This is a genomic window from Gottfriedia sp. OAE603, assembly GCF_040543965.1.
GTDB lineage: Bacteria > Bacillota > Bacilli > Bacillales > Bacillaceae_G > Gottfriedia > Gottfriedia solisilvae.
The window spans coordinates 3,651,387-3,667,240 of record NZ_JBEUNN010000001.1; the positions used below are offsets into that span (position 1 = coordinate 3,651,387).

The 15,854-nt window shown below is 31.8% G+C and carries 14 protein-coding genes and 1 riboswitch; of the genes, 5 read left to right on the forward strand and 9 right to left on the reverse strand.

Annotated elements, in window-relative coordinates; translation table 11 throughout:
* Positions 1 to 68: 68 nt before the first annotated feature.
* From ABID96_RS18505 to ABID96_RS18525, 5 genes are all read right to left on the reverse strand, one after another.
* Positions 69 to 1,643 (reverse strand): response regulator transcription factor, encoded by a 1,575-nt coding sequence (locus ABID96_RS18505; RefSeq protein WP_192603839.1) that lies wholly within the window; start codon positions 1,641 to 1,643, stop codon positions 69 to 71.
* Positions 1,624 to 3,456 (reverse strand): sensor histidine kinase, encoded by a 1,833-nt coding sequence (locus tag ABID96_RS18510; RefSeq protein ID WP_192603838.1) that lies wholly within the window; start codon positions 3,454 to 3,456, stop codon positions 1,624 to 1,626. Before ABID96_RS18510 ends, ABID96_RS18505 begins: the two co-directional genes overlap by 20 nt.
* A gap of 103 nt (positions 3,457 to 3,559) precedes the next feature.
* Entirely contained in the window at positions 3,560 to 4,843 is a 1,284-nt protein-coding gene (locus tag ABID96_RS18515; RefSeq protein WP_192603837.1) for an ABC transporter substrate-binding protein, read from the reverse strand.
* 130 nt (positions 4,844 to 4,973) lie between these two features.
* Positions 4,974 to 5,801, reverse strand: coding sequence for a carbohydrate ABC transporter permease (locus ABID96_RS18520; protein WP_192603980.1), 828 nt, complete (start codon positions 5,799 to 5,801; stop codon positions 4,974 to 4,976).
* Positions 5,801 to 6,745 carry a carbohydrate ABC transporter permease gene (locus tag ABID96_RS18525; RefSeq protein WP_192603836.1) on the reverse strand — a complete coding sequence of 315 codons (945 nt, stop codon included), beginning with the start codon at positions 6,743 to 6,745 and terminating at the stop codon, positions 5,801 to 5,803. The genes ABID96_RS18520 and ABID96_RS18525 overlap by 1 nt, the downstream gene beginning before the upstream one ends.
* An 868-nt stretch (positions 6,746 to 7,613) precedes the next feature.
* On the opposite strand from ABID96_RS18525, the gene ABID96_RS18530 reads away from it, so the two are divergent.
* Positions 7,614 to 7,928, forward strand: coding sequence for a DUF2628 domain-containing protein (locus ABID96_RS18530; protein ID WP_192603835.1), 315 nt, complete (start codon positions 7,614 to 7,616; stop codon positions 7,926 to 7,928).
* Positions 7,929 to 8,025: 97 nt separating this feature from the next.
* Here the strand turns inward: ABID96_RS18530 and ABID96_RS18535 are convergent, their stop codons facing one another.
* A complete protein-coding gene (locus ABID96_RS18535) occupies positions 8,026 to 8,973 on the reverse strand; it encodes a DMT family transporter (RefSeq protein WP_192603834.1) in 948 nt (315 codons plus the stop codon).
* 344 nt (positions 8,974 to 9,317) lie between these two features.
* Here ABID96_RS18535 and ABID96_RS18540 point away from each other — a divergent pair, with 344 nt between their 5' ends.
* Positions 9,318 to 11,237: a heavy metal translocating P-type ATPase gene (locus tag ABID96_RS18540; RefSeq protein ID WP_192603833.1), complete on the forward strand. Its 1,920-nt coding sequence runs from the start codon at positions 9,318 to 9,320 to the stop codon at positions 11,235 to 11,237.
* 249 nt (positions 11,238 to 11,486) lie between these two features.
* On the opposite strand, the gene ABID96_RS18545 is transcribed toward ABID96_RS18540, so the two are convergent.
* The 3 genes from ABID96_RS18545 to ABID96_RS18555 are packed head-to-tail and all read right to left on the reverse strand — an operon-like array spanning position 11,487 to position 13,381.
* Positions 11,487 to 12,302, reverse strand: a complete 816-nt coding sequence (locus tag ABID96_RS18545; RefSeq protein ID WP_192603979.1) for a YihY/virulence factor BrkB family protein — start codon at positions 12,300 to 12,302, stop codon at positions 11,487 to 11,489.
* A gap of 37 nt (positions 12,303 to 12,339) precedes the next feature.
* On the reverse strand, positions 12,340 to 12,891 hold the full coding sequence (locus tag ABID96_RS18550; RefSeq protein ID WP_192603832.1) for a hypothetical protein: 552 nt from the start codon (positions 12,889 to 12,891) through the stop codon (positions 12,340 to 12,342).
* 13 nt (positions 12,892 to 12,904) lie between these two features.
* A complete protein-coding gene (locus tag ABID96_RS18555) occupies positions 12,905 to 13,381 on the reverse strand; it encodes a low molecular weight protein-tyrosine-phosphatase (protein WP_088002036.1) in 477 nt (158 codons plus the stop codon).
* A 301-nt stretch (positions 13,382 to 13,682) separates the two neighbouring features.
* Positions 13,683 to 13,787: riboswitch (TPP riboswitch) on the forward strand.
* A gap of 157 nt (positions 13,788 to 13,944) precedes the next feature.
* On the opposite strand from ABID96_RS18555, the gene thiT reads away from it, so the two are divergent.
* The 3 genes from thiT to ABID96_RS18570 all read left to right on the forward strand — a co-directional run bounded on the left by thiT (position 13,945) and on the right by ABID96_RS18570 (position 15,664).
* Positions 13,945 to 14,520 (forward strand): energy-coupled thiamine transporter ThiT, encoded by a 576-nt coding sequence (gene thiT / locus ABID96_RS18560; RefSeq protein ID WP_192603831.1) that lies wholly within the window; start codon positions 13,945 to 13,947, stop codon positions 14,518 to 14,520.
* 335 nt (positions 14,521 to 14,855) lie between these two features.
* Positions 14,856 to 15,014 (forward strand): hypothetical protein, encoded by a 159-nt coding sequence (locus ABID96_RS18565; protein ID WP_192603830.1) that lies wholly within the window; start codon positions 14,856 to 14,858, stop codon positions 15,012 to 15,014.
* Between the two features lie 200 nt (positions 15,015 to 15,214).
* Entirely contained in the window at positions 15,215 to 15,664 is a 450-nt protein-coding gene (locus ABID96_RS18570; RefSeq protein WP_192603829.1) for a Dps family protein, read from the forward strand.
* Positions 15,665 to 15,854: the final 190 nt, after the last annotated feature.

Consider the following 15,854-nt stretch of genomic DNA (forward strand, 5'->3'; position numbering starts at 1 on the left):
AGCATCCTGGAGCGTAAATCAACATTCTTTTTTTAGTAGACTTTAAGTGGCGAAACTTTTTTCCTTCTTTAAAATATCTCTCTTTCTTTTACCTCAAATTCTTTTCGATATTCATTAGGAGTCATCCCTACCATTTTTTTAAATATTTTCCGAAAGTATTTATCGTCCTGGTATCCAATTTCTCCTGCTATTTCATATATTTTTAAGCGTGGAAATTTAAGTAATTCTTTTGCTTTATTCATTCTAATTCGTACGATATAATCTGATAAATTTTCACCGTAAATTTGTTTAAACTTACGCGAAATATATTCTCTACTTAAATAAAATTTCTCAGAAAACTCTTGAAGAGAGATTTCTTCTGAATAATGATTTTGTATATAATAAGCAATTTCTTCGATCGTATTAAGTTCTTTGGCTGGTCGTTCTATTTGATGTAAAAGTGAACTAACTCTTTCTCTTTGAGCTAGTAGGAAATCTTTTAGTTCAAAATGTCCTCGAATATTCCAATAAGCATCGATACTAATCTTATGTAAAGTTTGTATTGATTTTTTCGTAATCCATCTATTTAAAAATAACTCGAATTCCTGATGCCAATTTTCTAATTGAGCATATGAGAAATAATTGAATTCCTTTAGATGATTCACGATCCGATTTATAATTTCATCGAAAAATGAAATATCGTTTTTTTCCATCATTTTATCTAGTAATTTTAATAATTCGATAGCATTTAATCCTTTTTGTTCCTGTATGTTGGCTTTTAAATATACAGGGCATTCAATCATTTCAAGTAAATTGTATTCATGAATAATCTGCTTTGCTTCTAAATATGCTTCATGTAATTTTTCTACTTCGTACTGTCCACTATTTGAAATATGAAACGGAAAAGGAACAACTGTCATTAATATTTCTGATAGCCGTTTATTGAAATTTTCAATATGTTCCCCCCAATAGATCATACAGACCTCTTGTTTTGCATGAATATTTCTAAATGCGATACCCACATTCTTGTTTTGAAGAATTTCATTTACAACATTTAAAATAGCAAAATAACACAATTCCTCAGACCATATACCGATAAAAGCTTTTAAATTTCTTAATTTAATGACGGACACACGTGCAGATGTAATGGCTGTTTTCTCTACACCTGTTAGTAAATTCCCATCGTACTCGTTCCCAATAATGGCATTACTTAAATGTTGGTCTCGATAAAAAGGTAATATTTCATCCAATTTTCTTGTATGTTTGATTGATTCTCTACGTTGCTGTTCTTCTTTGTTCCATTCTTCAACGACTTTACTAATCGTTTCATTTAATGTGTCAGGATCGATTGGCTTTAATAAATAATCTGAAGCTCCATTTTGAATTGCTTCCCTCATAAACTGATAGTCTTCATATCCAGTTACAACAATGATTTTGCACTTTAATTTTTCTGACTTGATCCACTTTAATAATTCTCTTCCATCTAATTCGGGCATCATCATATCTGTAAAGATGATTTGTGGACGCTCACTAATGATAATGTCCTTAGCAATTCTTCCATTTTCAGCTTCAAATATTTCCGTTGTATTTATTTCATCCCAATTCGCTAATAATTTGATTCCTTCTCTTACATGGGTTTCATCATCAATAATTAACACTTTCATTTTCTATTGCTCCTCTATCTACATGTAGTGGCAAATAAATTGTGACAATAAAATGCTCATGCTGTTTACTCTCTATAAAAAACTTGCCTTTTTCGCCGTAATATAATTGGATTCGGTCATTAATATTCTTTAATCCAATACTTTCCTTTTGAGATTTCTCCTGATTCATCAGCGAAAACTGAATCTTCTCTAATTTTTTTTGATCCACTCCAACACCGTTATCCATTAACTTTATACACATCGTGTCAAAATCAAATTTACTAATCGAAATTTCTAGCATTCCTAAGTTTTGTTTCCGTTCAAAACCGTGCTTAAAATAATTTTCTACTAGTGGTTGTAACGTCATTTTCGGCATCCTTGTAAAATATAAATGTTCATCAACATTCAATTTAAATTCAAACTTCCCGTCATACCTTTCATTTTGTAGGGCTAGATAATCTTTAATATGATTAATTTCATCTACTACTCTGACGAAATCCTCGTTATTTCTCATGCTATATCTCATGATTTTTGAAAGTGATGTTAATAGCTTATATACTTTTTTTCCATCATTTTTCAAAGATAAAGTACCAATTGACTGCAATGAGTTGTATAAAAAATGTGGATTTATTTGTGACTGTAGTACTTTCAGTTGATTCGTTTTATTTTCTATTTGTAGTTTATACTCTTTTATGTATAAATCATTTATCTTCTCAATCATTGAAGTAAAGTGTTGACCCAGTTGTCCAAATTCATCATCACCAAGTGAATCAAAAGAAACAGCTAACTCTCCTTCTTCAATACGTTTTATATTCCGAATGAGTGTATGTATTGGGTTTGTAAATTTTACTGAAACGAGAATCGTAAGTACCGTAACAAAAAGTACAGAAATCGCACCAATTGTTATATTAATGATTAAAATTTTATTGGCATCTTGGTAAAGATTTGTATAAGGGATGCTCTTTATAATTGTCCATGTTTTCCCGCTGGCCTTAACTTGATCTGAAACGTAAACACCTTTGAAATGTTTGTTCTTACCTTCAAAATCATATTGGCCTTTCTCAACTTTCGTATTATTTATTTCCTTATACCAAGAATTGGTTAGCTTTTCCCCAATACGATTTCCGTTTGAGGAGTAAAATACACTTCCATCCTCGTCTAGTACATACAAATGCTCTCGATTTTTATCATATATACGATCAAAGATTTCTTTAATACGATCTAACCTAACATCAATTGAGAGAAAACCTAATAATTGATCTGTCGTAACATTCATCAAACGATAATGAAATGAAATGACTTGTTTAGCAGGTTTAACTCGAAAATCAGAAAGATCATTATAGCTTTTAATGTCATGTGTTGATTCAATTTCAACAAACTGTTCATCTTTCATTAGCGTCTTATAAATCGGGAAATCATTAAAGTTCAAGAGCTTACCTCTTCCGCTCACTTTTGCATTGTAGACTGAAAAATCATCTTTCCCCCGTTCGATATAAAGATGCATTTGTTCGATTTCTCTTCGGTTAAAATACAAGTTTAGTAGATTACGATTGATTTCAAATTGATTTTTGTCTATAAATTCTGTAGCGCCATTTTCTAATACTTCTAGATATGGACGGTTCGTGTAAATTGATAAAGGAATATTATTAATTTCCTCAAAGTAGTTTTTTAAATCACTTCCACTTTTGTTGATTAAAACATGATTATTTTTTACAAAACGATTAACAACTGAATTTTTTGTATAAATGTAAATAGATATGATTGAAATTCCAAATGGAATGATCGTAGCTGCTAAAAGAAAAATAATTAATTTAAAGCGTATTCCGCGTTTCAATATTTCACCACCTTATCTTCTATATTAAATTAAAAACTAAAAATTTAAAATAATTAGAAAAAAAGAAAGCTAATGATCCTACTCATCAGCTCTCTTTTTTATATTACTTCTTATATTTACTTTTCCATGTAGCATCAAATTCTTTTAGCATTTGCGTCGAACTAGATTGTTTTGCAATATACTTTTGAATTGAAGCTCCAAAATCATTCGTTGCACCATCTGGGAACTTGAACCAGTTCCAAGTTAATGTTTTACCAGCTGCAGAGTACTTTTGGATATCGTCTGCAATAGGTCCTAAGTTTGTACCTTTAATTGTTTTTAATGCAGGGATAAACTTGAATTTTTCAACGATGTACTTTTGTCCTGTTTTTGAAGTTACCATCCAGTTTAAGAACTTTTTAGCTTCAACTTTATTAGCAGAATTTTTATTTACAACCCAGTTATTTGGAACACCTACAGGTAATTTATCCATCGCTGCTTTATCGTTGTTAATTGGCATTGGTAAAACACCAATCTTCATGTTTTTCTTAATTCCATCAATTGTAGTTTGAGTCCAGTTACCTTGTTGCATCATAGCTGCTTCACCTTTTGCAAACTGTGTAACTTGTTTGTTGTAGTCTGTAGTTAATGGATTTTTATTACCATATTTAACAGTTAAATCTAGTAATTTAACCCACTCTTTAAACTTCTTATTATCTGAAATTTTTACTTTACCTGAATTTACATCTTTAATGAATTGATCAGGATTTGATTGTTGTGCAAATGGAATATTAAGTAAATGAATACCTAGGATCCACCACTCTGCATACCCTACAGAAAACGCTGTAATTCCTTTTGCTTTAAGCTTTTTACTAGCTGCTTCTAATTCAGAAATTGTTTTTGGCAAAGTTGTAATGCCAGCTTTTTTGAATAAATCTTTATTATAGATAAAACCATAACCTTCAGTATTCATTGGCATACCATAAAGTTTACCATTCATCGTCATAGGTTTTTCAGTACCTTTGTAAAGGTTTTTCACCCATGGTTCTTTTGATAAATCTTCTAATTTATCTTTCCATGTAACTGCTTCTTGGAATCCACCATTGTTAAAAATATCTGGCCCTTTTCCTTTCGCAAATTCCGCTTTAAGAGCTGCACCATAATCTGCTCCTCCACCAACAGTCGTTACTTTTACTGTTACGTTTGGATAAGCCTTATGGTAATCCTTTGCCATCGTTTCAAAATCTTTTGCAATTTCAGCTTTAAATTGGAAAACATTTAATGTAACTTTTTTACTACTTGTTGCTTGTGTTGTACTTTTTGCAAATGCGCCATTTGCACCGACTGAAGTTAATAGTACAAATGATGCTGATAGTGCAGCTACAGCTTTAATTGCTTTAATCTTCACTTTAAAACCCCCATTTTTTTAAAAAATATTATGAATACGTTTACATTATACTTGTAAAAGTTTTACTACATAGATAGTTAAAATTGACCTATTGGGTGGAAAAAATTGATGATATTTTCTAAGTCCAATATCACTTAATTGAACCACTCGTAATTCCTTTAATAATATGTTTTTGTGCTGCAAAGAAAAAGATTAGTAGAGGCGTAACCCCTAAAATTAAGCCAGCTAATGCTAAATGCCATTGCTTCATATAGGCACTGAAGAAATAGAAAGTAGATAAAGGAATGGTTCTTTGTTCCTCACCTAAGACTAGGGACGGCAATAAAAAGTCATTCCAGATCCATAGAGTATTTAAAATTACAATTGTGACTGTAATCGGTTTTAATAATGGGAAAACTACCTTCCAGAAAACCATAAAGGGCGAGCATCCATCAATAATTGCAGCTTCTTCTAATTCAATTGGAATTGTTTTAATAAAACCATGATATAAAAAGATAGATAAAGCAGAACCAAATCCTAAATACATCACAACCAATCCCCAATGACTTTCTATTAAATGTAATTTATCTCCCACTTTCATCAATGGAATCATGATTGATTGGAAAGGAATGACCATTGCTGATACTAATATAAAAAACAATACTGCTGATATTTTATTCTTTGTTCTAACAAGTTTGTATGCTGCCATTGAACAAAACACCACAATCACCAAGTTACTAGCAATTGTAATAATCAGTGAATTGAGAAGAGCTTTTCCAAAATGCATAATTTTCCATGCTTCTTTGTAATTCGAAATATCCAAGGACTTAGGTAAAGAAGATGTATTTGAAAGAATGTCCGCAAACGATTTGAACGAATTAACAATTACATAATAAAAAGGGACTAAGAATAACAATGCGATTAAGATAGCCAAAATTTCTAATGAAAATAGACTAAATGTATACTTTTCCTTTTTCATCACATCTCTACCTCCCTTTTCTTAGATAAATACACTTGAACAATCGTAATAACAGATACAACTACGAAAAACACAATTGCTTTTGCTTCTCCAATTCCGAAATTATTATTCGTAAATGCTTCTTTGTAGATATTATAAGCTAGCATTTCCGTCGATCCGAACGGGCCACCACCCGTCAAAGATAAATTCGTATCGAAAATTTTAAAAGACCAAGAGATTGTTAAAAATAAGCAAACAGTAACCGCTGGAGCAACCATCGGAATCGTAATTTTCTTTAAAACTTGAAATCTATTTGCTCCATCAATTTTAGCTGCCTCAATTAAATCATTTGGCACACCTTGCAATGCCGCTACGTAAATAACCATTATATAGCCTGCACCTTGCCAAACAGCGACTATGACGATTGCCCAAAATGCTCCATTAGCTGTCCCAAGCATCGCAGTCTCTAAAAATTTTAACTTTAATATACTTCCAAGCGAGATTAATCCCTGATTAAATATGAATTGCCAAATAAAGCCTAGTAATAAACCACCAATGAGATTTGGCATAAAAAAGATTGTTCGCAAAATATTCCGTGACTTTAATGCCTGCGTAACTAATAAAGCCAATCCAAACCCCACTATATTCGTTAAGATGACGGCAATTACAGTATATTTTGCTGTCAATTTAAAGGAAGCAATAAAAGCTAAATCATCCTTAAAAATATACTTATAGTTGTCTAAACCTACCATTTTTATATGTCCAGTAATTCCATTCCAATCAGTAAATGAATAATAGATACCCATTATAAAAGGAACCAATACAATTGCTATAAATACTAGATAAACAGGTCCTACAAAACTAAAAAAATTTAACGCTTTTTTTAATTTTTTTCCACCCGTTCTTTTCACCCTTTTATTACCTTCAATAACGGATTCACTTGAAACCTTGTTTGTTTCCAACATATAACCACCTCCAACTTCATCTTAATTTACCAACGAAATAGTGAAAACAGAATGGTTTGAACAATAGGGTGGAATATATTGACTAATATTTACTTTTCTATGAATCTACAAGAAATAGACTATTACAATATCGTTGATTAATAGCTCTTCTTAGCACATCATTAGCTACACGGAAAGTAGTTTCCTTGTGCGTAAGTCGACTAACACCCTTCTGAGTTAGTAAATAAATATGAAGTAAAAATCTTATATTGCAGTTTTCTGATCCCTTGATATTTCAGGTTGTATTTAAATCTGCTACATTATCAATCATTCTAAGGAGTAGTATTAGTACTTCAGGAAAAACAAATTTTATGACAATAGCCGAGAAAGATGGCAAATGCGGGTAAAGCAAATAGTAAAGGTATTTTCACAATTAAAATTGCACCCCAAAAAAAGGGTAGCAAACTAAGTGTATATTGTAAAAATGGGCTTGGGGCTTCTAGTTTCCCAACAATAACAATAGTAAAATAGTGTATAAAAAAATCTACCTTTTAAGGTAGATTTTTTTCATAACAATTAATCCAGACTTAACAAGTCTATTTTCTCTTTAAAATATTGCCAAAATTAACAGCTCTGTTACTACTTGCTTTATTAAATAATATTTATTTTAATAGTTAACTTGCCTTTTTTGTGTTATAAATTTGAATCCTTTTACCATTTTTTAATAAAAATGTAGTAAATTTGGGAATAACCTCGCTTTTTGTCATATATTATTTTAATATTATTGAAGATGAGGGAAATTATGAATTGGAATTATTTATTTTATGTAATATTTCTTTTCCTTATCTTCTTGATAATAAATAAAAAATAAAAGGAGGGAGAGATTAAGATGAAAGTTTTATTAAAAACTTCTGGGGGATTAACAAAGCAAGTTAAAGTGGGATTTAGTTGGACCACCTTCTTCTTCGGTTTTTTACCAGCGTTATTCCGTGGCGATCTAAAATGGGCTGTTATCATGCTTATAATTGAAGCTGTACTTGGGTCATTTACTTTAGGAATTGGTGCGTTCGTAGCCGGGATTGTGTTTTCATTTATTTATAATAAAATATACATAAGAGAACTAATTGAAAAAGGTTACCAACCTGCTAATGACGAATCAAGAGCTTTACTAGAAAATAGATTAATTATTTCTACAATTGCATAAACAAAAGGCTGACAAATAAATCATCTATTTTTTGTCAGCCTTTTTGTGAGATTGTTTTCGTTTTTATATTTATATATGATTACAGATTTATAACCTCTTAAGATGCACTCTTACTAATCTCAGTATTCTTCTGATCTCTTTGATAATTTACAATAATAATCCCCGCTGTTACCATCATCAAGCCAATAAATACTAGATAGGACAAAGCTTCATGAAGCATAAAGGAAGATAACATAACACCAAAAACAGGTACTAAAAATAAATACATTGAAACTTTACCAACCTGATTATATTTCATCACATTATTCCATAAAATAAAGCCCACAGATGATAAAAGTGATAAATAAAGTAACATACCAAAAGTTACTAAATTAAAATGAAACGGTAAAAACCCTGCAGCTATACCACCTATTAATAATAAGCCAAACGATCCCATCATCATTTGATAAGCAGTCAAATAAGCTACGTCCACCTTTTTTGCTGCTTCCTTTGCAAAAACATTTCCGTAACCGCCAAATGCCATCGCAATTAATAATAATATTTCACCTATACCTAAGTGCAACGAAAGTGTTCCTTTCGTTATATTTACAATAATTACACCAGCAAATCCAACTGTAACACCTAGTATTTTTTTGAATGATAATCGATCATTCTTATACATAAAATGTGCAGCTAGAAGTTGAAAGAACGAAGTAGTTCCTGCGATAATTGATCCTTGAACACCTGTTGAGTAACTTAGACCAATGTAAAATAGTACGTATTGTAAAAAAGTCTGAAACAGCCCTACTTTCCCAACAACTAGCACTGTACCCCGTTTAAATGTTAATTTACGACCGAGCAGCGTAAAAAATATTAATATTAAGATTGAAGCCAAGAAGAATCGATAGCCTGCAAATAGCATTTGCTCCCAAATATCAGTTTTCCCAATATCTAAATGTTCGTAACTAAGCTTAATAAATGGAAAAGCACTTCCCCATAAAAATGTTGTAATAATAGCTGAAGATATAACGCCAAATGGATGTGTAAAAAACTTTTTAGCTGTCACAGAATTCCCCTCCTTTTCTCTTCTATATTTGATACTAGAACGTTTATAGATCCTAATCCAATGTCAATCTTACTACATTTATAATTCTTTTTGATTAAATTTGCTTAATTTTTGACTTTTAAGCAAATAATTTCATCACACTTGTTGGAATATGGTAATATATATTTAATAAGAATTATTTTAATCTAGCCACATGATTCTTTTTCAACTTAGAAACTATATATTATGGAAATACCAACTTATAAAAGTATGCTGCTGTCCTAAGGACGGCAGCTTTCGTCGTTTTATAAGGGTAGTGAATTTGATTATTTTTCTCAATTGCATAAAAAGAAAGGGGTATTATTATGGAAGCAAGTACAAAAGTATCAAATATACAAAGTACATATGAAGCCGATCACGAAGCTTCATCTAATTTTCTTACAAAGCACGGTGAACTAATTGCCGCTTTAATTTCTGGGGTTTTAATATTAATTGCTTCATTCGTAAACGACAAGCATTCAACCTTCTCTATCTCGTTATATGTGTTGGCTTTTTGTATAGGAGGCTTCGCTAAAGCGAAAGAAGGTATTGAGGATACAATCGCTGAGAAAGAACTTAATGTTGAAATGCTAATGATTTTTGCAGCAATCGGTTCAGCTATTATCGGATATTGGACTGAAGGTGCCGTATTAATTTTTATCTTTGCTTTAAGTGGAGCACTTGAAACTTATACTTTAAACAAAACAAATCAAGAAATATCTTCTCTATTATCTTTACAACCTCAAACTGCCATTCGTATGAATGGAGAATTAGAAGAAGTTGTTAGCATAAAGAATTTAAATCTTGGTGATATGATTCTGATTAAGGCTGGGGAACGAATTCCAGCTGACGGTCAAATTATGAAAGGTGAAACATTAGTAGATGAATCAGCACTAACTGGAGAATCCATTCCGGTTGTTAAAACTTTAAAAGATGAAGTTTTCGCAGGTACAATTAATATTAAAGGTACTTTAGTTGTAGAAATTACGAAACATAGTGATGAAACACTTTTCCAAAAAATTATCAATCTTGTTCAAACAGCTCAAAGTGAAAAAACACCTTCTCAACAGTTTATTGATCAATTTGAAGGTGTCTACGTAAAAGGTGTTTTAGTCGCAGTATTCATTATGATGTTTTTACCTCATTTCCTTTTAGATTGGTCATGGACAACAACTTTTTATCGCGCAATGATTTTATTAGTAGTTGCATCACCTTGTGCATTAGTAGCATCGATTACACCTGCAGTGCTATCAGCAATTTCAAATGGTGCTAAGTCCGGTATCCTTGTTAAAGGTGGTATTCATTTAGAACGATTGGCCGTTTTAAAAGCAATTGCCTTTGATAAAACTGGAACTTTAACATTGGGAAAACCAGAAGTTACTGGATTTGAAATGATTAATAAAATGGACCGTGTTGAATTATTATCAATTATTGCTTCAATTGAACGTTATTCTACTCATCCACTTGCTGCAGCAATTGTTGATTATGCTACTAAACAAGGAGCTACTGTATCTACTTCTTTTGAACAGATTGATGATCATGCTGGTTTTGGTGTATCTGCAGTCGTAAATGGATCAACATATCGAGTTGGAAAAAAAGAATTTGTCACGGTAAAACATAATCCTTTTGTCCATTTTGAAGAACATGCTGAAAAAGAAGGAAATACTATTGTTTATGTAGGAACTGAAGACACTTTAATCGCAATCTTCTCTTTAAAAGATTTAGTACGAAGTGAAACAAAAAATGCATTAAAAACTTTAAATAAGTTAGGTGTCAAAACAGTTATGATTACTGGGGATTCAGAACAAACTGCAAAAGCTATTGCTGCTGAAAGCAAAATTAATGAATTCTTCGCTTCATGCTTACCTGATGAAAAAGTATCGATCGTTAAAAAACTGAAAGATCGTTATGGTCAAGTGGCGATGGTTGGTGATGGAATTAATGACGCTCCAGCCCTAGCTACTGCAAATGTCGGTATTGCAATGGGTGGCGGTACTGGTGTCGCATTAGAGACGGCCGATGTTGTATTAATGAAAAATGACTTAACAAAAATCTCAAAGGCCATTACATTATCAAAGCGTATGAATAAAATTGTTAAGCAAAACATCATTTTCTCATTAACAGTGATTACGTTTTTAATTTGTTCTAACTTTTTACAAATCATTGATTTACCTTACGGGGTTATCGGACATGAAGGTAGTACAATTTTAGTTATTTTAAATTCATTAAGATTATTGAGAAATTAATAATAAAAGCGCAAAGTACGATGATCTATACATTGTACTTTGCGCTTTTTTACTTAATGGTAATCGTTATGTCCGTTTGCTGAACCACTCGTTTTATGTTTTGGATGAGAACTACTTTTTTGTTTTTTGTTAGACTTATCATTATGGTTTTGTTTGTTATTACTCATGAACATTCCCTCCCTTATTTGAAGTCTTTTATAGTTTATCTAATCAATAAAAGACTACTCATGGAAGTTACGCCCAAAAATGTTAAACACGCATTTTTCTTTGCTTTAAATAGGCATTAATCTCTCCTCCAATTACTACGACCATGGCTGAAATATAAAACCAAATCATTAAAACAATTATGCCACCAAGGCTTCCGTAATGACCGGTGTAATCGCCGAAATTATCTACATAATATGCAAAACCAAACGACGAGATGATCCATCCAAGCGTTGCAAATAAAGAGCCAAAAAATACCTTTTTAACATGTACTACCTTACTTGGACCTATGGAATATAGGACGGTAAAAACTAGAAATAAAATAATAAAACTCAATGACCAACGGATAATACTCCAAGTATATAAAAATCGGTCAGAAATACCTAAAAACTCAAATAAGAACTCTGCAATAACTTTCCCAAACACTGGAATTAAAAGAGCAAATACGATTACAAACACCATAATTAAAGTTAATAAAATAGAAACTCCTCTTGTAACAAAGTAATTTCTTTTATCTTCTACGTCGTATGCATCGTTAAAAGCTCTAATAATTGCATTAATCGCATTAGACGATGCCCAGATTGTTGCAATTAACCCGAATGACAATACTCCACCGTGTGACTGTCCGATTATTAATTGTAAATTACTCCTTATAATCGCCATAGCATCTGGAGGAGCATATTGACTTAAAAATGCAAGAACTTCATCATTTGATATCGGTAAATAGATAATAACCTGCGTTAAAACCAATAGAAATGGAAAAAGAGATAGCATGAAGTAATATGCTAGCTCCGCTGAACGAGACACAATATCGTCTGCCATACACTTTTTCACTAAATCCCATACAAATGCTACAATCAAATTCTTTTTGCTAATCAAGTTTACACCTTCAATGTGTTTATTCTTTTGATGGAGTTGATGTAGATATACTCGATAATAAAACTGATTCAACTTTCTCTTCTACTTCTTCTGCATTCTCTTCATTAATGTCTTCAACACCTTCAAGAGTTGCAGCTAATTGCGCTTCTACTTCATCTTCCACTTTATCTTCAAATGGATCTACTCTTTTTTCTACAGGCTCATTAACAGCTTGCATCACATTTTCTACTTTCTCTTCTACTTCTTCTGCAGCGTCCCCAGATACTACCTTTGAAGCACCTTTAACCGTTTCAAACTTGTTGATTGTAGAGTCTTTAATTTCAATCCACTTATCTTTAACAAGTTGAACGTTATCTTCTAATTTTTCAACAGAATTCTGAACAACCTTCAGTTGAGAGCGAACTGCTCCTTTTACTAATTCTGGATCTTCTTTAATTTGATTTAATTTCTTCGTTACACTTTTACCTTTTCGTGAAATTTTTTCACGATTTTCTTTGTTCAGTAAAGTAACTCCTGCACCAATTGCGACTCCGACAAGAATATTGCGTAAAGCTTTGTTACGTTTTGACATTCTACATCCTCCTCTAAACAGTTAGTTGGTGTTGCTTTAAAATATGCTGAAGTAAATGTGAGCAGCCTTCCTCAACAATGTTATATACTTCATCAAAATTTCCCGTATAATACGGATCAGGTACTTCCTTCCATAATGAAGATGGTACGTAATCTGAAAGGAGTGATATTTCTCCTATAGAATTATTTCTTGCTAAATTCATTAAATCCTCTTTATTCTGTGCATCCATAGCAACAATATAACTAAAATATTTAAAGTCATTATCTGTCACTTTTCGAGCTTTCATACCATCGCAATTTATGCCTTTTTGACCTAGTAATTCCTTTGTTCCCTTGTGTGGTGGGTGACCAATATGCCAATCTCCAGTACCTGCAGAATCAATCACAAATTGTTTTTCTAACCCTTTTTCTGTCACTATCTGACGAAAAACAGCCTCTGCCATTGGCGAGCGACAAATGTTTCCTAAACAGACAAATAATACATGAATCATTTCGATGTCTCCTTCAAATTATTTACACTTTTTGCCAAAATTTAGCTGTTAGTTTCGATTTCATTCTACACTTTCTAATTTAAAAAGAAAAGGAAAGCTAAAGTGAATAATTTAACTTAAAATCAACAAGATTATACTCATAAAGAATATTTTCTAGTAAGTACACTGATAATTCATTGATTTAACCATAGCAATAGGGCTTACTTTCTTTTTATGCTTAAAATTTTTAACTTTAATCGTATAAAATGATTGTATTTTTAAAACACATTGACTATATTTAGTATTGACAACTAAATGTACGATGAACCACAAGGGGAGCCATGAGGCTGAGAGTGAATAGTATAACTATTCTTACCCTTCGAACCTGTTAGTTAATACTAACGTAGGGATGTGGCACGATGAAAAAGTAACCCTGGGATCATCATGCTACCAGTGTTACTTTTTTTATTTTTACCATTCCTCTCCCTAATTTACACTTCCTTTGAAAGAGTTATCCAAAACTCTATTCCAAAGTGCTTCATTTACAATGAGTGTTGTCAAAGAGAGATAAGGGGGAATCTTTTATGAGAAATTCAAAAATACAAATGATGGTTGAAATTGCTATGTGTGCAGCCTTAGCAATGGTTTTTGATTTACTGCCATTATTTAAAGCTCCACAAGGTGGATCTGTGTCGTTATCAATGCTTCCTGTTTTTTTAATCGCATTTCGATGGGGAATTAAACAAGGTTTAATAACTGGCTTATTACTTGCTGCACTACAATTAGTAACCAACTTTTATTTTGTTCATCCAATCCAAATATTATTAGATTACATCATTGCTTTTACTGGTCTAGGTTTAGCTGGTATTGTTTACAAACAAGTGAAAACTAATTTAACGAGTGGCAATAAAGTAGCTGTAACTATTTTTATTTTAGTAGGTACTTTTATTGGTTCACTAGTCCGTTTTATCTGTCACTATATTTCAGGAGTCGTGTTTTTTGGTTCATACGCTCCAAAAGGAACACCAGTATCATTATATTCTTTAGTTTATAATGCATGGTATATGGTTCCTTCATTTATCATTTGTGCAATCATTTTAATATTTTTACTTTCGACAGCTCCAGTTCTTGCAAATGTTAAAAAGAATCAAGCTGCTTAAGTTTCATCATTCATTTACTCATTACCCTACTCTTTCTTGAGTAGGGTTTTTTACTATTCTTGGCCGTTTTCAAAGCGAATTTGCAGGCAAAGAATAGATTCTACTGACTGACTGAAAACACTTGCCTCTCGAGTCGTAAAGCCTGATGAGTAGCGGGATTACCTTAAGGTAATGAGCACCGCAAGCAGGCGAAGCAACGAAGAAAGCGAGCGTTTGTCAGCAGTCTAAGTAAAATATTCATAAAATTATTGAACACTTTGTGAACTATAGTTATTTGCTCCAATCCTCCCTCATATAAATAAATACAGTAAAAAATATCAAAGGAGGTTTAAGCTTTGATTTATGACATCCTCATTTTCTTCATTTTTACGATTATTCTTTTAGGTGGTATTGGAGCATTTTTCATGCTATTAAAAAGTTCATTACAAGTGGACGATGAACATCTCATTGATGCTAAACCTCCCCATACTGAAAAAGGGGATCATTCTAATTGAAAAATTTGTAAAATCATTCATATAATGGATGGTTTTATTTTTTTTTGGAACATTATTTCCTATAAATCGTTAATTTTACTAATTGTTCACTTAGTTATCAAATATTACCATGACTATTTCTACTCAATATCATATATGATGGTTGTACATGATTATCGTAGACACCATGAACTCTTGACTTATCAGAGGAGGAATTTTAAATGGATACGCCCATCACAAAAACGACTGTAGATGTATTAAACAAACAATTAGCTGACTGGAATGTGTTATATGTAAAATTACATAACTATCACTGGTATGTTAAAGGAGGAGACTTCTTCACTTTACATGCTAAATTCGAGGAACTATACAACGAAGCGAGTATACATATTGATGAGCTAGCAGAGCGTGTATTAATAATTGGTGGAAAACCACTTGCTACTATGAGAGAATATTTAGATACTTCTGGGATTAACGAAGCTAACAAATTAGTGAAGGCAGAAGGAATGGTTCAAGATCTAATTCATGACTACCAATACTTAATAGAAGATTTAAAAGATGGCATGGAAATTACAGATTTTGAAAACGATTCTGTCACACATGATATGTTACTAGCAATTCGCGAACAACTTTCAAAACATGTTTGGATGTTAAATGCATTCTTAGGTTAATAAAAAACAGTGTATAACTTCATTGAATGATTCATCATTCTCTGTTGCTTACACTGTTTTTTCTATTATTACTTGTTTTCGTCTGTAAAAAAGATGGTTCTTTTCGTTTAAACAAACATTTGTTTAATTTATCTGGCCTCTTTCATATCCATTGTTAATATCGAATATATGACTTTTATTGGTTTTAAAA